Origin of the sequence: Chryseobacterium sp. LJ668 (assembly GCF_019613955.1) — a bacterium.
GTDB lineage: Bacteria > Bacteroidota > Bacteroidia > Flavobacteriales > Weeksellaceae > Chryseobacterium.
The window spans coordinates 1,483,935-1,503,795 of the sequence record NZ_CP080443.1; the positions used below are offsets into that span (position 1 = coordinate 1,483,935).

The window sequence follows — 19,861 nt, forward strand, 5'->3', positions numbered from 1 at the left end:
ATATGAAAAAACCCTGGGTTAAAAAGCTTTTAATAGGTATAGCAATTTTGTTCGGCATTATTTTGCTTGCAAACTTCGGACTCAATATCTGGCTAAAAACCCAGCTTCCTGATTATATTAAAAAAAATACTGATTACAAGGTTTCTTATAAATCTTTGAATGTTGATTTGGCAACAGGCAATATTTATGCTTATGGTATTACCGTTAATAATAAAAACCCACAGAATGTAAGTGTCATTGGGCTACAGGGCACCATTGACACCTTAAAAATAAGCCGTTTTGGGATTTATGATGCGGTTTTTAATAAAGTAATTGCATCAGACGATCTGCTTTTGGCTCACCCCAATCTCAATATTGTTTTAGCAAAGCCGGTTGATAAAAAAACCGGAAAGAAAACCAATCCTGTACGCTTTGAAAACATTAGGATCAATAGAGGTACTATTAATATTTTTAAGCACACCAAGCAAAAGTTCTTAGGGGTTACAGATTTAGATATGTATGTAGAAAATCTCCAGCTGACAGAAAAATCTGTTGAAGATCAGCTTCCGGTAGTTTTTGATCACTACAGCATCAAAGGAAAAGACTTTTTCTTTCAGCCCGATAATGTGTACACCATCAGAATCAATAAAATAACAACTAAAAACGGTCAGATGTCGGTTGAAGATTTCAGGTTGACGCCATTGATCGAGTTTAATCTTTTTAAAAAATTATATCCGAAAAAGCCTCAATTGTATCAGTTTAAAATTCAGAAAATGGATTTTAAAGATGTTGTCCTGAAAAAAAATAAGGTGTCACTTGCAAATGCTACTTTCCAAAATCCTGATATTTTGGTATACACCACCAACGCAATTCCGGATAAACTAAAGAAACCGTTTAATTTTGAATTGAATCTTGATGGTATTAGATTAAACAACGCAAAAATTCAGATTAATAAACCAGACGGAGAAAAACTTTTGTCAGCAAAAGAAGTCAATTTGAAGATTGATCATTTTGAATTTGACAAAGATATTTCAAAGGAGATTATTCCTGTAAAATACAAAGATTTCAGCTTTTCCGGAAAAGATATTCAATATTATAACCATCAGGATATTAACATTGGAAGTATCGCTATAAATCCCAAAAAAGGGAACATACAAAATGTTTCAATAGTTCCTAACGGCTCAGTCACAGATAAGTCAACGATGAATCTAAAGGCGCGTCAGATCGCTTTTAACATTAATAAATGGGAAATTGTCGATAAAAAACTCAATCTTGATGTGAAAGATGTCCTTGTAAATGAAGTTAACGGAACAATAAAATCTGGATCGCCAAAAAAAACAAATAAGAAAGCAGATTTCAACGGAATTCAGTTTCCTGTTCTGGTAAGAAATGTTACGCTTAAAAATTCAAATATTACGTATGATAAAGACAACCAACCTTTATCTTTTAATAGTCTCAACGCTACAATAAAAAATATCGAACTTACTCAAAATACGAAGAGTGGAGGATTAGCAGTCAACATAAAAGATTACCGATTTGCGACAAAGAATTTTGCATACAAAACAAAGTTTTATAACATGACGGGCGGACTGTTGACATTTGATAAAAATAAAATCAGGATCGATCAGTTTGCAATGAAACCTCTTGTTTCCAGAGCTCAGTTTATCAGGATGATTCCGGTGGAAAGTGATTTGTATGATCTGAAAGCCAGCCAGATAACGGCAGTTGGCAATTGGGAATTGTTTTCAGAGGATAAGTTTTTCCATGCAAACAATGCAACGATTATATCTGCGAACGCTAATATTTTCAGAAGTAAAATCCCGGCAGATGACCCGAAAGAAAAGCTGCTGTATTCAAAACTTTTAAGATCGATTAAGATACCGATGTTCATTGACCAGTTTCAGTTGAAAAATTCAGTTTTAGAATACGAAGAAGATACACCGAAGAGCAGCGGACCAGGAAAACTGACGTTTACCAACTTTAATATGAATGTGAAAAACCTGAATTCTGCAAAGATGAAAGGAAAACCTACGCAGGTAGATATCAGAATTGACTGTACGTTTATGAAAACTTCAAAACTTTTTGTAAGCTGGGGATTCAATACCGCAGATCAAAGTGACCGGTTTTCTATAGCCGGGAAGCTGAATAATATTCCTGCAGCAGCACTCAACGCCTTTGTTGTTCCTTATATGAGCATTACAGCAACAGGAACAATTCAGGAAATGTTATTCAATTTTAAAGGAGATCCCCGCGGAATTGGTGGAACATTTAATTTAAAACATCAAGATCTTAAAGTTTCAATACTAGATAAAAAGAGCAAAGAGAAAAAGGGAGTGTTGAGCGCAGTAGCCAATATTTTCATTAAATCTGATTCAGGAAAATTCCCGGAGTCGGTCGTGGTTGAGGACGTGAAAAGAGATCCCACCAAATCGTTTTTTAATCTTTTCTGGAAAGGTATTGAAGACGGTCTTAAGAAAACTCTGATCGGAATCAATGTAGAAAAAACCGAAAAGGCTGTGAAAGGTACCGTTAATACGGTAAAGGAAGTAAAAGGTGCAGTAATAGAAACGAAAAAAGAAGTGTCTGATGAAATAAAAGATGAAAAGAAGAAAGGCATCTTCAGAAAAATGTTTAATAAAAAAGAAAATCCTAAAACTCAATAGGTTTCGGGATTTTTATTATTCCTTTAAAAATCAGTTAAAAGTTGTATTCGTCACTTTCATTAATAGGAATATCTCTCAAAAACTTATCGAATTCTTCACCTTCATAATTGCTGTCTGCTCCGTAAGAATCTATGATGATCCCTTTGTTTCCAGTATTGTCTTCAAGAAGATATAAAACCGCATTGTCATCAGGATTGCTGTCACCTTCAAAACGATATGTTTTCAAAATTGTCAATTCATTAGGTTGATAGTTTTTTTCAGAATCTTCATATTTCATTTCGCAAGATTCATTCATTCTGAATTCTCTGTGAATTCCTCTCTTTCTCAATGTTTCCATGACCTGGCTTAGTGTAGTCATTCTGTCGATGTTTTCCGGATTTTCCATAATAATATTTTTTTAAGTAAGTACAATTATTAAACCACAATGACATCTGAAATATATTTGAAGAGGAGTTTAACCGACTATAGATTAACAAATATTATCATTTCGGTGGTGAAGAAAGGTATACTATTTGCTTGATGAGTTTACAAAATTGTACTAGATATGAAAAGAGAGGTAGGAGTTTTACTGGCAGGTGGAGTTGGTCTGCTGGCAGTGCTTAGCTTTTTAAGCGTTAAAAAAATATTGAGTAAAAAACATAAGAGGTATAGCGATTATTATGTAGATCATCACAGACATTTTGATAAAAATTTCGATGATGACGATCATGGTATAGAATATTATGCATTCAAATAAAAGGAAAAGAATATAAATTTTTCAAAATCCGGCATCCCATTTATTGGGTGCCGGATTTTTTTTGTGGAAAACTTTAGTGTTAAAACTCATTATTTTCTGATGAAAGCTTTATAATTTTACATCAGAAATGCAAAACGAAAATATCATAAAAGGTCAGGGAGCTCAGCGAAATGTTACCAACCGTTTCGACAGATTTACCTTTGAGCCTGAAGATGAAGATTTCGAAACGGTAAAAACGTCTTTTACAGAAGTTTTCCCTAAAAGTATTGTCAATCAGGTGAAAAGCGAAGATTTACCGATGCAATATTCTATGAACCCTTATCAGGGCTGTGAACATGGATGTTCTTATTGTTTTGCCAGACCCACCCACGAATATTGGGGATACAGCGCAGGAATTGATTTTGAAAGAAAAATCATGGTCAAAAAAAATGCTCCGGAATTGCTGGAGAAATTTTTCAAAAAAAGAGGTTATAAACCGGAGCCAATTCTACTTTCCGGCAATACCGACTGCTATCAGCCGGCCGAAAGACAGTTTGAAATTACCAGACAGTTGCTGCAGGTCTGTCTTGATTACAGACATCCTGTCAATATTCTGACAAAAAATGCAATGGTTTTAAGAGATCTCGATATTTTACAACCAATGGCAGAGCAGAATTTGGTTTCCGTTTCGTTAAGTATTCCGACTATTAATGAAGATCTGCGTAGAAAGATGGAGCCCCGTACAAGCTCTTCCAAGAATAAACTGAAAGCAGTAGAAATTCTCTCTGAAAATAAAATTCCTGTCCATATAATGGTTGCACCGGTAATTCCGGGATTAAACAGTGACGAACCTTTGGCAATTTTAAAATCAATTTCAGATGCAGGGGCTTTAAGTTTCGGTTATACTTTGGTGAGGCTCAATGATACGGTAGAGCCGGTTTTTGTGAAATGGATTGAATCTAGTTTCCCGGACAGGGCACAAAAAGTTTTAAACCTGATTAAATCAATGCGTGGCGGAAAATTAGGCGAAAAAAGGTATTTTGAAAGACAAAAAGGTGAAGGAAATATTGCAGAAATGATTCATAATACTTTTAAAATAGGGAAGAAGAAATATTTTGAGGGTAAAGAATTTCCTATGCTTTCAGTTCAGAATTTTACGGGAACGAGAGAACAGCAGCTTCGGTTGTTCTAAAATAAAAAACCGCTCCAAGTCGGAACGGTCTCATTTTTTTGATGATGATTGCTTACATCGAATCATCCGGACATTTAAAATCTTCGCTACAGGTTGCACATATTACAACGCCGTTGCAATAATACATACAGAAATCTGGTTCTGGTAAACCTTTGATTCCACCTGCTCCGGTAATAGATTTTAACTGATCTTTGTTTAGTTTTTTTAGATTTTTCATAACGTTTTGTTTTAAAATTTGATGATAAAGTAAAGATAATTAAAATATTTAAACGCTGTTTACTTTTAAAATAAATTATTTTAAACATTTTCAGGACAATCAAACTTCCATTCAAAAGTTATTTGCCTAATTGTAAGCTTGGCTTGAATTTATATGGCACTTCATCTTATAATATCTCTGCATGTAATCGTAAATAATCATTTCGAATAATCGTTGATTGGAAACAAAAAGACGGTTGATATTCATGTGGAATATGCTTTGGAAAAAGCTTTGTAGATAAATTTCTAATAAACCATTTTCACTAAATTGAATAATACTTTTCAGGACCGACGCATTTTCTTCAACATGAGAAGCGATGGCTTGTCTTTCGTCTGAAAACGCATCTTTTTGAATAAAGCTCATCAGTTTTGGCTTAAATTCTCGGTATTTCTTATCCAACTGACTGTTGAGCTTTTTATCAGCATTAAATTCTTCTTTGAATAAATGATTAAAGCCTTCAATCCAATTTAGCTTTTGCTGATCCGAAAGATTGAGCTGATCTAATGTCTGATCGATATAAAATATAGTAAATAAGATTTTTTCTTCGTCAGCATATTGCAGACACTGCAGAGTGAAATCACTGTTTTTATAAAATAACGTTTCTGCTTCTTCGATTGTGCTTTGTCCGTATCGCTCAATTTCTCTGCTGTAGGTGTCAATGATTAGAGATGAAATTTCTCCGCTTTGTATAAATTCCTGAAGGTTATTATGGATTTCGCGCAAGACATTATTGTAATATTCAGTATTGCTTAAACAAAATCTGATCCGCAAATGAGGTTTCGGATCATGATAACGTATAAAAAACCATTTTGAGATGTAATTATTTTTCTGAAAATATTCTGCTGAAGGTTTTATCAGGTCTTCTAATATCAGATCTGAAGTTTTGATGCCGGTATAGATTTTCAAATACAGCCATTCTGTTCCGGGAATAAATTTTCTTACCATGAGTTTCTATCTTTATGCATTAAGAAGATGAATTCTTTTTTGAAATCATCATTTTCATTGTATAAAAACTCTTCAATCGTAATTGATTGTTCATTTTTAAGCGTTTGTATAAAGAGTACAGCCATGTCATAGTTTTCAAGATTCATCGGTAGGGTATTGTCAGATTTTGTCCACTGTATCCACTGTGGAATGTGTCTTTTATTTCGCCAGACTTTTAAAGAAGATAAAAATTGGCCTTTATCGTTGATTACTGATGCTAATGCTGAAATATCTTTTTCTGTAATATTCCATTGGGCTTTAGATAAAATGATGTTTTTATATTCTATCCTCGGGAGAAATTTGTGAATATGACTTAGGCCTCCCCAACTGAAATACAATCCGGTACGTGAATTTTGTGAGTGCAGATCAGACAGAAAGTGATAGACAGGCAATGAGTTAGCGTGGTAATTATGGGCGTTGGTTAGATAAGGTTTGATCTCTCTGTTCAATTTTTTAGAACGTAGCACAATTCGGTTATTTTTTACTGAAATAAATAAGTCTTCAACAGCAATTTGATTTTTGTTTGATACAACAGATTGTGCCAGATAAGGAATTTCATATGGACGTAATGTTGGTCTCCTAATGATATTACCTATCCTTGCTTCGGGCAGATGTATAATTTCGGCTAAAATTTCACTGTTGTCCTTCTGACTTGAGTTTATCCTGATCTTGTCGAAGGAAAGCGTCTCTTCCTTTTCTGTAATCTGTTGTGCTAAATTTTTCACTTTAGACTTTTCTGAACAGAATCTTCCCAGGAGATTGGCGGCACTGCTACCTCCAACACTCCCGATACATAGTTTCTTATCACCGTTTTCGGCAGCTATTTCTGCCATGACGGATATCGTATCGGGAATGTCATTCCAGTTTTCTTCAAGATCTTTTACATCTTCATCACATAATTCGATAATGAAATGATTTTCGATCAGGGATTCCTGTACCTTCTCATTAAGAATTTTCTGAAAAGGTGTCAATTCAATCATAAGATTTTGCGTGTTCTTACGAGCAGGAAGCTGCAGATTTTCTAAATAAGGATGAATTCCTTTAGCAGTTTGATCCTGTAGATAACCAATTCCGATTTCTGTATCTAAAACATAGAATAAGGGCATTTCCTGAGTTTCAAACCGTTCAGAAAACGCTTTTTTGAATTTTTCAGTTGGAGTATCTCTGTGTGATGAGGTGATTTTATTCAGAAAACTTAAAGCCTTTCTTATTTCTTTTTTCCACTGAACGGGCAGAGTGAATTCATCTTCAAAATACAGATCAGTCTGAAAAAGGTATTTTTGCTCGTAATCTGCATTGAAAGACTTTATCAAATCCTCAATTTCGGCATATAAGGAAACCGGGTTTCCGATCTGTACATCCAAGTGATTGAGTTTTAGTTTTATCGAAATTAAAATATCAGCTTCTTTTTTTGCTTCAATTTTAATTAAAACAGAAATTATCCTGTCTAAAAAATCAATTCCCGAAACTGTAGGCTCCAGCTCACTGACCAAAACCTGATTATCAATCAATTCTTCAACAAATTCTACTGTCTCATCCTTTGTAATTTCATCATTGATAAGAATATCTGCAATCTGACTAATCGTTCTGCCGTGTTTTGTAAAATCCAGAACTTGCTCTAGCTCTTCAGACAGTGGAGCCGATGAAATAATGTAGTCTCTTTTCCCAGCATTATATTCATACTCTACATACCGGATTTTTTTGCCTACTTTATAGATACTGTTATTAGGAAAATATAAAAGCTTTGCTGCAATTTCGGGTGTTTTTTCAAAACTTTTTGCTAAAGAAACCAAGAAGTGCATATCTAGTTTTGTATCCCGACATATTAATGGGTGCTCATCTGATCTTTTTGGGATTTCTGGTTCTGCATGAAATTTCCCCAGGCCAACTCCTGAAAATAATCCGAAAGGAGTACATCGGGTACTCATTCTGGTATAGTATTTCAAAATTGTGTTTTTAAGCCTTTGGTTTTGACCTGAGGATAATTTTTTTTCTGAATGCAACCATTGACTGATCTCCCAATGCAGATCGGGTGAAGCCAGGTAAATTGCTTCCTGAAAAGTCTCATCACTGCAAATTTCTTTGAAATCTGCATCTGAAATTCCATCAGCATTTAATTTTTGTCTGAAATTTTTATGCGGAAATAGCGGAGTACGAACGACATACTCTTCAAAAAATTGATAAGGGAACCGGGGCATTTTTTATTTTTCTGAGATAGGAATTTCAATGTAACTGTCGTTGTACCACTTTATCTCCAAAGGTTCTTTTGCATCTGCGATGGTTTCTTCACTTACGTCTTTTCCGGTGCCGTAGTTTATTTGATCATAAGGAGTTTTATTTACTCCTAAAACTATTACTAATTTACTTCCCACATTTATTTTTTTGCTCACAAAATAGGTGTTCTGAATTGGGATCTTTTCTCTTTTGCCAGGAGTAAGAAGCTGCCTTTTTTCTTTGTCTTTTGCATAGCTTGCTCGCCCTAAATAACTTGATAGTAAAAAATATTTTCCATTAGACATTGATTCATAAAGTTTTATTGTAATGTCTATATCTTTTTTATTTATTGATGCTATAATATTTCCAATAAAACTTCCATTTATTTCAAAGGACTTATCAAACTTTTCACTTTCAAAGACCAATTTATCTTTTAATATTCGAGGATCAATTACATTATCCACTATTTTGTATCTATCAAAATTTTGTAGAGTATCATCTCTTTTTGAAAAGTCAATTCTCTGAAAAGTAAAATCTGAATCAGGTTTAGATGTTTGCAATTTCTTCTTACTCAAAAATAATTTCATCTTTTTATTGCTGATTTTATCAATGCTGGCTGCGCTTTTCCATTGATTAGAACCAATGACAAGATAATTTACTTTATTTTTTAAAAAATCTGGTTTTTCTTTTCCTTTCAATATATAATCAAACCACTGATAAGATAATGCATCTATATCTATTTTAGCAGCAGAATCTAATATATATCCTCTTAGATCATTTTTTATATTGCCTTGAGCGCCAAAATGATCATAAGGACCAATAACTAAATAATGATTGGCTTTTTTGTTATATTTATGGTGCTCATTATAGTAGTAAAAAGCACCTCGTTGGTCGTCATCAAAATATCCTGTGAATGTTAAAACCGGAATGTCAATTTTTGCAAAATCTTTTTTGTATGGTATTTTGGATTGCCAAAATATATCGAAAGTGGGGTGTTGCAACCATTTTTGAAAAATAGGATTGGTATTTCCATTTAAATTATCTAATTTTTTAAATGGGTCGCCTTTTGCATATAACTTATTAACAAGAGTTTTCCATTTTTCTGAATTAGAATCATCATAATCGATATATCTACTATTTATCACATATTCTGCCCATCTTATCATATAAGTGTTAAAAACATTATTTTCCATTGGAAAATCTATTCCAAATCCCACAGATACTGCTGGGATAATTGTTTTTAAAGCAGGATGTAAATTTTTTGTAGCTGCCCATTGGCTAAAACCGTTATAACTTCCACCTATCATTCCGACTTTTCCATTGCTCCAGGGTTGTTTTATAATCCAATTTATAACTTCGTTTATATCTTCTGTTTCATATTCAAAAGGTGCAATTTCATCTTTACTTAAATAAACACCTCTACTAAATGCATTAATGATTGCATATCCCCTTATTGAGTTGAGTTTTTCAGTAGAATTAAACTTTTCTGCTTTATAAATACCGAAATTTAATATTGCTGGAATTTTAGCTTCTTCTTTTTTATATTTTAGGAAACACAATGAAATTTCATTTCCTTTTTTGGTTCTGATAATAAGACTGTCTTGAATTACAAATTCGTCTCTCTCTAATTTTTTTAATAAAGGAATAGCTGTAGAAAAAGTTTCTTTAATAATAGTATGATAGTTATAATTTCTACATAATAAAATGGCATTATTTAAAGAAATACTATCAGATGTAATACTGTCTTTTAGAATTTTATTTATTTCATTTTTATTATAACCCTCTTTAAAATTAAATGAATCGCGAATTAAATTTCTGGATTGTACAGATAGTTCATTATATTTTTTTTCTAGAATCTTTTTATAAGCTAACCGAATATCCTCATTCGACTTGGATTCTTTTTTAGCTAAAATAAAAAGTTCAAACTGAATACCTGCTATTTTTGCATAATCCGGATATGAATCTTTATAAGAATTTCGTATCTTATTTAATGTTTTTAAAGCTCCATCATAATCTGTGCTAAGTACTTGGAATCTAAGGTAGTTATTATTGTATTGGAGAGAATCATTGTCTCTATATACTTTCATAACCTCCTTATTTAGTATAAGAATCTTATTTTCAAATTCGGAATTTTCAAATTCTATTTTCTTAAAATATAGTTTTTGGGAAAAACAACAAGAAAAAAAGATTAGAAAAAAGAAACAAAAGAAAATTTTATTATTATTATTCATTTTTAAATAATAATATCTATTTATATGAGTGAATAATCAGTCATAATTATACTAACTGTTGGTTTTTGTGGCTTTGGCGGACAATATCTGCTGGTTGTATCTCCATTTGTAGTATCACTAATTCCATCACCACCTCTGATAGAATCTAATTTTGTGATTTGTAATTTTTTCAGAGATAATTTTTTTTCAAATTTGGTTTCTTTTTTCATTGTAATTAATTTTAGTTAATGCGGCAAAATAACAATCTTTTAAAAAAGAAAGAAAGAAGTTGATGTCTAAATTTATCAATATCGTATTATTAAAAATATTAACTATTGATTTTCAGACAATTATATTCTGTTCTTTTCTTGTAATAATTTAATGTAATAGGATGGAAGTGTTCCTGTAATTTTTTTAAAAGCATTAGAAAAGGATTCAGAATTATTAAAACCTACATCTTCGGCAATGGCAGAAATTGTATACTTTCTAATTCTCTCATTATTATTTAATTCTATTACAATATGGTTAATACGTAATTCGTTTAAATATTGTGAGAAATTCTTCCCTTTAAGTTCATTAACCGATTTTGAAAGATAATCCCGGTTTGTTCCTAATTCTTTTGCTAAACTGTCTACAGTAATGCTTTTACGCAAAAAGGACTTGTTTTTTTCAAATTCATCAAGCTTTATTTTTATATCCTGCAACCTTTTATCGGGTATTACAATTCTAGCTTTTTCTTGATGAATGTTTTCTTTTATAATGTTATCATCTTGAGAAGGTAAACCTAATTCACGTTCTTTCGATTTTTCTATTAAAAGTTCTGCCTGTCTTTGATACTCTTTTATCTTCTTTTTATTTACCAAATAGATGTAACTAAGAGTAATGATGATTATAAAACCAACGGATAAACACCAAAATAATAATAAATTCTTATTGTCCAACTCAGCTATTAATTCTTCTTTCTTTTCCAGCAATATGGGAGTATCGTATTTTTTGTAAATTTCTTTGGAGAGATATTGTTTACTGTTATTAATGATGCTGTCTGCGTAAAATAATTTATCAATATATTTCAGTTGTCTTTCCTTATCTCCAGTTTTTTTATAATAATCTATAAGTACTTCGTATCCATCACGTGTGATTGGATAAAAGTCCTTTGAAAGAACTAAGACTGAATCTGCTTTGACAAAATATTTCACAGCGGTTTCTTGCTTATGAGTATCATAATTGATTTTGCCTAAAAAATAGTAGGTAATTGCCAGATTGCCATAATCATTGTTTTTGATGAAACTTTTTTCTGCATCTAAGTGACCTTCAGCAGCTTTTTGATAATTCTTCAAATAATAATTAGCAATCCCAGTAGCAGAGACAAAGTAAGGATAGTGTGTATAATCTTTAAACTTATTGCATTCTTTAATTCCAATATCAATAAAATGTAGAGCATTTTTATATTGTTTGTTTTTACTGTATGAATTTGCTACAGAAAATATAGAACCTATATAGCTTTTAATATCTTTATCTGGTGTATTGATTTTCTGTTTCTGGTAACTGTAATATTCTAAAAAAAGAGGAAGTGCCTCTTTATTTTCATCAGTTGCAGTTTTTAAAATCCCTAGAAGCTTCTTTATATAATATAATTGATCGGGATTTTTATCTTTTGATAATTTTTGTGCAATGATATAATGATCCAGCGCTTCACTATATCTCCAATCGTAATTAAATAGAATGCCTTTTATAATATGTGCTTTTGCAGGATAGTCTTTTGTGTTTACATTTTTAGTAAGATTTAATAATGTATCTGCATAGATTTGTCCGTTTTCGTTCTCTAAACCTTTTGTATGAGCAATCTTGTAATAGCCATCATATATAAGATCATTATTTTTCTCTTTTTTTCCTTTAATTAAAATTGAATTTGCATATAATTCTGCTTTAGTATTGTCAATTCTAAAAACTTTGTCATAAGCTTTCTGTAATTGCTCACTATTTTTATTTTTTAGAGAATCTGGAACACGGAAATGCTTTATACTTTGAGAAAAAAATAAATTAAGACAAAAAAGTAAAAATAATATGGAGTAAAACCTGAACATCTGTGTTTTTCAATGCAAAAGTACATTTTTTTCAGTATTAAATTTTATTTTTTCAATTTTATATAAATGTTGTATTGCCAATATCTTATGTGTTTTAATTTTAGGGTATTGGTAAATTTCGATTCCTTAAAATCCGAAATTGATCAATTCCGATATGCTTGATTTGTAATATTTAAAAATCTCCTGCATCTTTGCTTCAACAAAAAACACAAATGTTTATTTTTTGTATGTGTACAGTACAAAGTATAAATTAGATGCGCTGATCAGCAAAACCCCTGTCAAGGTTTGTGTGACAAAACTTATCAAAAAAAAACAATTAACAATTAAAATTATGAAAAAACAATTCTTTTTATTCGTAGCATTATTAGCTTTCAGTTTTCACTACTGTAACGATAATATTCTTTTTTATAAAAATGATCTTAAAGAGACTAAAATCAATACTATAATCATTCAGAAAAAATACAATGAAAAAGTATATGATTTGAAAGTTTCTATAGGAGAAAACTTTTTAGGGAAAATAACATCTTTCTCTGTTGAAGTTTTAGGCAATGATAATTCTTTAGAAAAAATATTATTATTTAACAAAGAAAATATAAAGAAGAATATTATAACTATTATTTCAAATAAAAATTCTGCAAGAGGAGGCTCAATAGGACCTGTATCAACAGTAGGAAATTGTATTTCAAATTGCACAGGTACATGGCATTGTTATGATCAGCCTACAGAAACAGGTACAGCACTATGTGCATTAGATTGTGTATTAGAATGTAGCGGAGCATAAGATGAAGAACAATATTATACTTTTTCTATTAAGCCTTTCTTTCTCATATCTTGCAAAAGCACAATCATTTGTTGTACAGTATATCTATTCCAAGCATATCATGAAAGACAGTACAAGAATTGTTTCACAGAGTACTTTTTTGAATTTTGAAAAAGATCATTCTACATTTTTTAGTGAAGCACCATATTTAGCTGATTCAATTATAGCAGCAGACGAAAAGTTAGGTAGAAAAATTAATTTTAAAGCTTTGCCCGGCGATTTGCTTGGTTGTTATATTCAAAAAGAACTTTCATCTAAAAAAGTAATTTATTACTCCGATGAGTTTGATGAACACGAGTATAAATACAGCGAGGAACCTAAGCTTATATGGAAAGTAAGCAAAGTAAATAAAGAAATATTGGGATACAAGGTGTTTCTTGCTTACACAAAATATGCAGGAAGAAAATATGAGGCATATTTTACTCCGGAAATCCCTGTTCAGGACGGGCCATATAAATTTTTTGGACTGCCCGGTTTAATTCTCGAGATCTATGATGAAAAAAAAGATCACCATTTTTTGGCGACAGGTATCTCAAAGAAAAAGAAAATTTCTATAAATGATCGGATCTCAAAGAAAAAGTATATTGAAACTTCAAAACCAAAATTCATCGAAATGAGAAAAACCCATATTGAGACACCTCTAAAACGGATGTTTGAGTTGATGGATAATACTCAAACTTATGAAAAAAAAGATGCAAGCGGAAACATCATTGATCTGAGGAAAACATTAAATGAAACACAGAAAAAAATGATTGAAGAATACAAAAATGAAAACAAAATTGAATTTTAAAAACAAAACATTATGAAAAATAACTTTTTAATAGCATTAGCATTTTTATTATTAGGCTTCACTCTGAGTAAAGCAAACAGCAACTATACAGATAGAGATGACAAAGAATATTTCAGCTCTTTTAGGAAAAATGAAGAACCAAAGCATAAGAAATTCAATATTTTGAATAAGAAATCTGAAGTTGCTGGTGAAAATTTTTATGTGATTTACAAAGAAAATTCGCTAGGTGAAGGCTTTTATTTTAAAATTGTATTAGATAAAAACGAAAAACCAATAGCTACTTATTATGCGAATGAAAGTGACAATAAGATTTCAGATTCAACCATTAAAAACCTTCAAAAAGTGATATTTGGACCTGAAAAAGCAACAGATGCTATAGGAGAGACAACTACTCAATGTGTAACAAAATGTCACAGAGCAAATGGATGTTACAGCAAACCAACTTCAACAGGAGTTTTATTATGCTCTGCTGAATGTGGTATTGAGTGTGCTTAGAGAATATAAAAGAAAGTATACTTTATTTATCGAAAAATGTCTATATAGAAGTTTTAATTTCAAATAAACAGACATAATCAGAGGTTTAATATAAAGTTTCAGAAGAATCTTTAATGACGATAAATCGTTAATGAATAATATTAATCGCTCTCTGTACGAGAGCGATTTTCTTTTGAGATTATTCTGGCAATACAGATGAACTTAAAAATTATTTATTATCTTCATAAAGTAATAAACCAAATCACCACATGAATTTCGACAAACTCATAGACCACTTCAGACTCGATAGGCAGGAATTCTATTTCCAGTTCAATTCTCATCCCAATTATCCTTCGGCACTGGCTTTCAGTGACACCCTGAATTTTTTAGGGATAAAAAATGATGCGTATGAATTAGACAAGGAATATTGGGAAGAATTGCCGGATGAATTTATGGCTTTGGTTAATGACTCATTTTCTCTGGTAAAAAAGAAAGGAAATGATTTTACCATTTATTCAGATAAAATCAGGAATCTGAGCAAGAAAGAATTGTATGAAAATTCCGGTGATTTTGTGTTGCTTTTTGAGAAAACAGAACATGTAAAAACTACAGCGTTTTTCAATTTTAAGCCGTTTATTTATTTGATTTTCGGGATTGTCATCCTTTTTTCATTGATTCAGCTTACGTGGTACGAGAGTCTTTTTAATATTTTGTCTTTGGCCGGTGTTTATATTTCAATAGAACTTTTTAATCAGAAATTCGGTCAGGAATCTGCTGTCGTCAGCAATATTTGTGGCGGAGGATCAGGTAACATCTCTCAAAGCGCATGTTCGAAGATTTTTTCTTCAGATAAAACAGATGTTTTAGGGTTAAAGCTTTCAGATCTTAGCTTAATTTATTTCCTCGGAATCAGTTTTATAGGACTTCTGTTCCCGGATGCTCAGTTCGTTTTACGAGTTTTGGCTCTGATCTCTGTTCTGGTGATTGTATATTCATTTTATATTCAGGCTTTTGTGGAAAAATCATTGTGCCGGATTTGCCTGGTCATTATTTTTATTTTGCTGGCTCAGATCACGATCAGCACTTTATTTTTTACCTGGGGAATGTCTTTAGCAATTATTTTTGTTGTAGCGATATTATTCATTTCTTTATTTATTACTGTTGCTTATTTAAGTAATCTTCTGAAGCAGAAAGAAGAACTCAAAAAATCCAATGCAAAAAATCTCAGGTTTAAAAGAAATTATGATCTGTTCAAAAGAGAACTTTTAGACAAAGAAAAAATTGAGTTTACAGACAAGCAAACGTTTTTCTTAGGAAACAGGGATGCCAAACTTCATATTGCGGTCGTTTCTAATCCGTATTGCGGCTTCTGCAAAGATGCGCATAAGATTGTAGAAGATCTGCTGGCACAATATCCGGAAGATATTTCTGCGCAGATGAGGTTTAATTATTCAGGCGAAAGAGCTGACGAAAAATACACCCGGCTGATCTTAGATTTTTTGAGCATTTACCAAAACAAATCACAAAAAGAATTTTTAAATTCTGTTGATACATGGTTTAAAAATAAGGATGAGAGTGAAATCAGGAGAAAATCGGGAACAGAAAATACTGAAGATCTTACAGAAATTACTCAGATGACTGCAGAAAACAGTGCTGCCGGAATTACTTTCACACCCGTCTTTATCATCAATGGTTATCAGTTTCCTGATAAATATGACCGTGAAGATATTCATTATTTTATAAGTGAAATGATTGAAGATGAAGATTTTCTGTCCTGATCATTTTCCATTTAATTTAAATTGATTAATTTTAAATTGATTAAAAAAGCGTGATCCGAAAAGCTTAAAAAGAGTAGGAAATTACCAAATTCAATTTTTATGAAAAATTTAAAGAAAATCAACCGACAGGAAATGAAAACGATTCAGGGTGGTCTCACTTGCAAAGGTAGTCAACTTTGCCTGATCGACGGAAAATGGAAATGCACCGCTTACGACGGATGTGGCGGAGGAAATCAGCCATAATTTAATCATCAAATCAAACTAAATCAAATCAAAATCATTATTATGAAAAATTTAAAAAAAGTATCAAGAAATCAGATGAAAGACATTAATGGTGGAGCTATAGGCTGCTCTCAGGCATGCTGTCCTCCTCCGGGAATAAAACGATGCCCTAATGTTATTTGTATTGTACCATGTCCCGTAGAATCTTAAAAAATAGTTTTATGAAAAATTTGAAAAAATTAGCAAGAAACGAAATGAAAGATATTTCGGGATCAGGACCAATCCGCATCGGTTGCTCAACAGCTTGCTGTCCTACAGATGGCAGACCGAGATGTCCGAAAATTTACTGTACGGATGTTGTTTGTCCGCAGTATGTGTAGAGGATTTTAGCAACAATTCATTTTTCGTCTAATATCTGAAAAATTATTTACAAAAAAAGAGACTGTTTATCAGTCTCTTTTTTTGTAATAATATTATGCTAATTTTTGTTCTAGAATTTTAATTTTTTCTTTCAAGATTTTTAATTCTTCTTTTAAGCTGATAACATTTATATCGATATGATCCTCATAGATTTCATCAACTTCAACATCTAAAAGTTTTGAAATTCTTTGCCATTCCAGATCAGTCATTTTTATCTTTCCAGATTCTCTTTTTTGATATTGGGTTTGGCTTATTTTAAGATAGATGGCAATATCATTTTGTGAAATTTTCTTTGCTTTACGGGCAATGATTAGTTTTTCTTTCTTCATTTGGATGTTTGTGTTCTTACAACGAATTTATGAATAATTTTCTTATGTCCAAAAATATAGGCTATAAAAAACAATAATTTCTATTCTTTTTGGTGAATTATGTTCTGTAGATTTGTCAAGTCAATAGTGATGAAAAATTTTTTAAAAAATGTTAAGTTAAAATTTTTTAAAAACTTAAAAAATGAAAACTGTTCAGCTGGAAGCTTAAATTCTGCACTTACCTTTTTTATTTTTCTAAAGTTATACTTTCGATATACTTAAAAAGAAATTGAAAAATTGAACAACTCAAGATTCATATAAATAATCTAAGTAACCGTTTTATTCAATTTAAAATTAATGAATTTAGAAGATGGCTACTTATATTTTTATTTTAAATTTTTCATATCTATTTCAGATAAATATATTTTTTATCGAACAAAAGTCATAAAGATAATTATAGATTTAAACTGATTAATAATAATATAATTATGAATAATAAATTAATTAATTTGATATTAATCATATTGGTGAATATGGTAGTAAGTTGTAAGAATAATATTACAGATCATGAAAAAAAAGATATTAAAAATGATTTAGATCGAATGTATAAGATAGATCAAATTGCCGCCTTTATCCCTGAAGGAAAATATAAAAATTATACTCAGCAGCAATGGGAAACTTTTAAGGATAGCGTTTTTACAAAGAATACACTACAAGCAAAAAAAATATTTGACAAATATGGCTATCCTGGTTTCAGCTTATTAGATAAAGAAAAAGAAGCTAAATTTTGGGCAATAATACAACATTCTGATAAGTTTCCACGTTTTCAAGAAAAAGTTTTAAGATCGTTGAAAAAACAGATTAAGAAAAATAATGCGTCTCCTGAGCATTATGCATTATTATATGATCGAATTAAAGTGAAAAAAAATGAAAAGCAACTTTTTGGAACACAGTTAGATTATAAATCGAATGGACAAGCTATTCCGAAAATTGGTTTGATGGATAGTGTAAATATAGATAAGCTAAGGAAACAATACCATTTAGAGCCTCTTAAAGAATATTTAAATTTCATGACTGAAAGACATTTTCAAATGAATAAAAATATTTTTGCAAAAGAAGGTATCATAGAGCCTATACTCTATAAGTAGATCACAATCTTATAATCCCAAGGACAATTAATTGAAAGTTTTGAAAGAGTAATTTTCTTTTGACAGCCGTTTTGTGCTCAAAAATAAAAAAACAGAATCTTCCATAATAAAAAAAGAAATTTATGAAAAAATTAGAAAAGTTACAAAGCAAAGCCATTAATAAGGCAAGTTTGAAGTTTTTTTCTGGTGCTTTAGCGGCAATAACCTCGCTTGAAGCAGATGGAAAAACTTACGTAAGTACGGGATGTGTTAGTACAGGTAATACAGGTGTATATGATTGTCCCGATCATAACTGGGATAAATAATAAATAAAAATTATTGTTATGAAAAAATTAGAAAACTTACAAAGTAAAAGTATCAAAAAATCAAATCTTAAACATTTCGTAGGTGCATTAAGAGCTATAACAGAGTTAACAGATGCAACATTAACATTTGTTGATACAAATTGTACAACCACAGGAAAGAATGGTTCAATCGACTGTGAAGATTCTGGAGGAAAAGACGCAGATAAATAATAAAATAATCCTTGGAAGATTCTGTAACTGGAGTATGAAAATACTCCAGTTTTTAAAATAATTTAATTATATATGTAATGATTTTAATTTTTAGCCAAGCCGAATTTGAATATACTACCGATGTAATTTACGAATGGATTGTACATTTAGGAGGAAACGTAAGAAGAGTTAATGGAAGAAGCTTAATGGAAAGTAAAAACTTCAAAATATCTTTTTCTTCTTCAGACAGAGACTTAACTTTAAATGACATAAATCCTGATGATGTAAGTATTATATGGTATAGACGATGGATGGGACAATATTCATTCGATAAGAAGAATGATGTAAATATCTTTTTAAAAAGAGAGTTTCACTCTCTGTCACAATACTTTTTTTCCTGCTTCAGTACAGATAAATGGTACAATAAAGATAGTTACCAAAAAGATTACGCTTCAAAATCTGAGCAATTATTTTTCGCAAATAAAAATGGGTTCAAAATTCCTACAACCATTATCACTACAAGTAAAAAAGAATTATTAAAGTTTATTGAACAACATAATTCTGTTATTATGAAGCCAATTGGTGATATTGATACTTTCCATGACAAAGTTCAAAAGAAAAATTTAGCTCCATTTACGGAACGAGTTGACAAATGCATACTTAGTGAACTAAAAGATACCTTTTTTCCTACTCTTTTTCAGAGAGAGATAAAAAAGAAACTTGAAATTAGAGTGTTTTTTGACAAGGGAGATATTTACAGCATGGCTATATTTTCCGCGGCAAACAAGGAAACAGAAATTGATTTCCGTCAATATGATAATCAACTACCTAACCGAAATGTTCCCTTTCGTCTTACTACTAAAGAAGAAAAAAAAATAAAAAAATTCATGAAAGATGTAGACCTCCAAACTGGATCATTAGATTTGATTTTTGATTTAAATAATGAATTGTATTTCTTAGAAGTTAATCCACTTGGACAATTTGGAATGGTGTCATCTCCATGCAATTACAATATAGAAAAAGCAATTGCAGAAAAATTAATACTAATAGATAATGAAAAAAATAAAAATACCACTTTTAAAAAAAATGAAGCCCGTTAAAGGGGGAAGT

At 31.0% G+C, this 19,861-nt stretch carries 22 protein-coding genes; 14 read left to right on the plus strand and 8 right to left on the minus strand.

Annotated features, from left to right (window positions below; all coding sequences use genetic code 11):
* Positions 1-2: 2 nt before the first annotated feature.
* Positions 3-2,642 (plus strand): hypothetical protein, encoded by a 2,640-nt coding sequence (locus K0U91_RS06985; RefSeq protein ID WP_220178895.1) that lies wholly within the window; start codon positions 3-5, stop codon positions 2,640-2,642.
* A gap of 34 nt (positions 2,643-2,676) precedes the next feature.
* Here K0U91_RS06985 and K0U91_RS06990 read toward each other — a convergent pair whose 3' ends face one another.
* A complete protein-coding gene (locus tag K0U91_RS06990) occupies positions 2,677-3,027 on the minus strand; it encodes a hypothetical protein (protein ID WP_219969786.1) in 351 nt (116 codons plus the stop codon).
* Between the two features lie 159 nt (positions 3,028-3,186).
* Between K0U91_RS06990 and K0U91_RS06995 the strand changes: the two genes are divergently transcribed.
* Both K0U91_RS06995 and K0U91_RS07000 read left to right on the plus strand, forming a co-directional pair.
* Positions 3,187-3,378 (plus strand): hypothetical protein, encoded by a 192-nt coding sequence (locus K0U91_RS06995; protein WP_219969785.1) that lies wholly within the window; start codon positions 3,187-3,189, stop codon positions 3,376-3,378.
* 127 nt (positions 3,379-3,505) lie between these two features.
* On the plus strand, positions 3,506-4,549 hold the full coding sequence (locus tag K0U91_RS07000; protein WP_220178896.1) for a PA0069 family radical SAM protein: 1,044 nt from the start codon (positions 3,506-3,508) through the stop codon (positions 4,547-4,549).
* Between the two features lie 52 nt (positions 4,550-4,601).
* On the opposite strand, the gene K0U91_RS07005 is transcribed toward K0U91_RS07000, so the two are convergent.
* The 6 genes from K0U91_RS07005 to K0U91_RS07030 all read right to left on the minus strand — a co-directional run bounded on the left by K0U91_RS07005 (position 4,602) and on the right by K0U91_RS07030 (position 12,297).
* Entirely contained in the window at positions 4,602-4,766 is a 165-nt protein-coding gene (locus K0U91_RS07005; protein WP_220178897.1) for a bacteriocin-like protein, read from the minus strand.
* 126 nt (positions 4,767-4,892) lie between these two features.
* Entirely contained in the window at positions 4,893-5,750 is an 858-nt protein-coding gene (locus tag K0U91_RS07010) for a thiopeptide-type bacteriocin biosynthesis protein (RefSeq protein WP_220178898.1), read from the minus strand.
* The gene (locus K0U91_RS07015) at positions 5,744-7,987 is read right to left on the minus strand and encodes a lantibiotic dehydratase family protein (protein WP_220178899.1); all 2,244 of its coding nucleotides are present in this window, start codon (positions 7,985-7,987) and stop codon (positions 5,744-5,746) included. The genes K0U91_RS07010 and K0U91_RS07015 overlap by 7 nt, the downstream gene beginning before the upstream one ends.
* A gap of 3 nt (positions 7,988-7,990) precedes the next feature.
* Positions 7,991-10,090 (minus strand): CocE/NonD family hydrolase, encoded by a 2,100-nt coding sequence (locus K0U91_RS07020; protein WP_220178900.1) that lies wholly within the window; start codon positions 10,088-10,090, stop codon positions 7,991-7,993.
* A gap of 164 nt (positions 10,091-10,254) precedes the next feature.
* Positions 10,255-10,443, minus strand: coding sequence for a hypothetical protein (locus tag K0U91_RS07025; protein ID WP_220178901.1), 189 nt, complete (start codon positions 10,441-10,443; stop codon positions 10,255-10,257).
* Between the two features lie 120 nt (positions 10,444-10,563).
* A complete protein-coding gene (locus K0U91_RS07030) occupies positions 10,564-12,297 on the minus strand; it encodes a helix-turn-helix domain-containing protein (RefSeq protein WP_220178902.1) in 1,734 nt (577 codons plus the stop codon).
* Between the two features lie 331 nt (positions 12,298-12,628).
* Between K0U91_RS07030 and K0U91_RS07035 the strand changes: the two genes are divergently transcribed.
* The 7 genes from K0U91_RS07035 to K0U91_RS07060 all read left to right on the plus strand — a co-directional run bounded on the left by K0U91_RS07035 (position 12,629) and on the right by K0U91_RS07060 (position 16,761).
* The gene (locus tag K0U91_RS07035; protein ID WP_220178903.1) at positions 12,629-13,078 is read left to right on the plus strand and encodes a hypothetical protein; all 450 of its coding nucleotides are present in this window, start codon (positions 12,629-12,631) and stop codon (positions 13,076-13,078) included.
* Position 13,079: 1 nt separating this feature from the next.
* Complete coding sequence (locus K0U91_RS07040) at positions 13,080-13,907, plus strand: GLPGLI family protein (protein ID WP_220178904.1); 828 nt, start codon at positions 13,080-13,082, stop codon at positions 13,905-13,907.
* A 12-nt stretch (positions 13,908-13,919) separates the two neighbouring features.
* A complete protein-coding gene (locus tag K0U91_RS07045) occupies positions 13,920-14,402 on the plus strand; it encodes a hypothetical protein (protein WP_220179066.1) in 483 nt (160 codons plus the stop codon).
* Between the two features lie 248 nt (positions 14,403-14,650).
* On the plus strand, positions 14,651-16,159 hold the full coding sequence (locus K0U91_RS07050) for a vitamin K epoxide reductase family protein (protein ID WP_220178905.1): 1,509 nt from the start codon (positions 14,651-14,653) through the stop codon (positions 16,157-16,159).
* Positions 16,160-16,258: 99 nt separating this feature from the next.
* Positions 16,259-16,402, plus strand: coding sequence for a bacteriocin-like protein (locus K0U91_RS07055; protein ID WP_220178906.1), 144 nt, complete (start codon positions 16,259-16,261; stop codon positions 16,400-16,402).
* A gap of 42 nt (positions 16,403-16,444) precedes the next feature.
* Entirely contained in the window at positions 16,445-16,591 is a 147-nt protein-coding gene (locus K0U91_RS16370) for a bacteriocin-like protein (protein WP_408912590.1), read from the plus strand.
* A gap of 11 nt (positions 16,592-16,602) precedes the next feature.
* Positions 16,603-16,761, plus strand: a complete 159-nt coding sequence (locus K0U91_RS07060; protein ID WP_220178907.1) for a bacteriocin-like protein — start codon at positions 16,603-16,605, stop codon at positions 16,759-16,761.
* Between the two features lie 93 nt (positions 16,762-16,854).
* On the opposite strand, the gene K0U91_RS07065 is transcribed toward K0U91_RS07060, so the two are convergent.
* Entirely contained in the window at positions 16,855-17,130 is a 276-nt protein-coding gene (locus K0U91_RS07065) for a helix-turn-helix transcriptional regulator (RefSeq protein ID WP_220178908.1), read from the minus strand.
* A gap of 467 nt (positions 17,131-17,597) precedes the next feature.
* Between K0U91_RS07065 and K0U91_RS07070 the strand changes: the two genes are divergently transcribed.
* The 4 genes from K0U91_RS07070 (at position 17,598) to K0U91_RS07085 (ending at position 19,851) form a co-directional block, all read left to right on the plus strand.
* Positions 17,598-18,257, plus strand: coding sequence for a DUF6624 domain-containing protein (locus K0U91_RS07070; RefSeq protein ID WP_220178909.1), 660 nt, complete (start codon positions 17,598-17,600; stop codon positions 18,255-18,257).
* A gap of 122 nt (positions 18,258-18,379) precedes the next feature.
* Entirely contained in the window at positions 18,380-18,562 is a 183-nt protein-coding gene (locus K0U91_RS07075) for a hypothetical protein (RefSeq protein ID WP_220178910.1), read from the plus strand.
* 18 nt (positions 18,563-18,580) lie between these two features.
* Positions 18,581-18,772 carry a hypothetical protein gene (locus tag K0U91_RS07080; RefSeq protein WP_220178911.1) on the plus strand — a complete coding sequence of 64 codons (192 nt, stop codon included), beginning with the start codon at positions 18,581-18,583 and terminating at the stop codon, positions 18,770-18,772.
* Between the two features lie 77 nt (positions 18,773-18,849).
* A complete protein-coding gene (locus K0U91_RS07085) occupies positions 18,850-19,851 on the plus strand; it encodes an ATP-grasp domain-containing protein (RefSeq protein WP_220178912.1) in 1,002 nt (333 codons plus the stop codon).
* Positions 19,852-19,861: the final 10 nt, after the last annotated feature.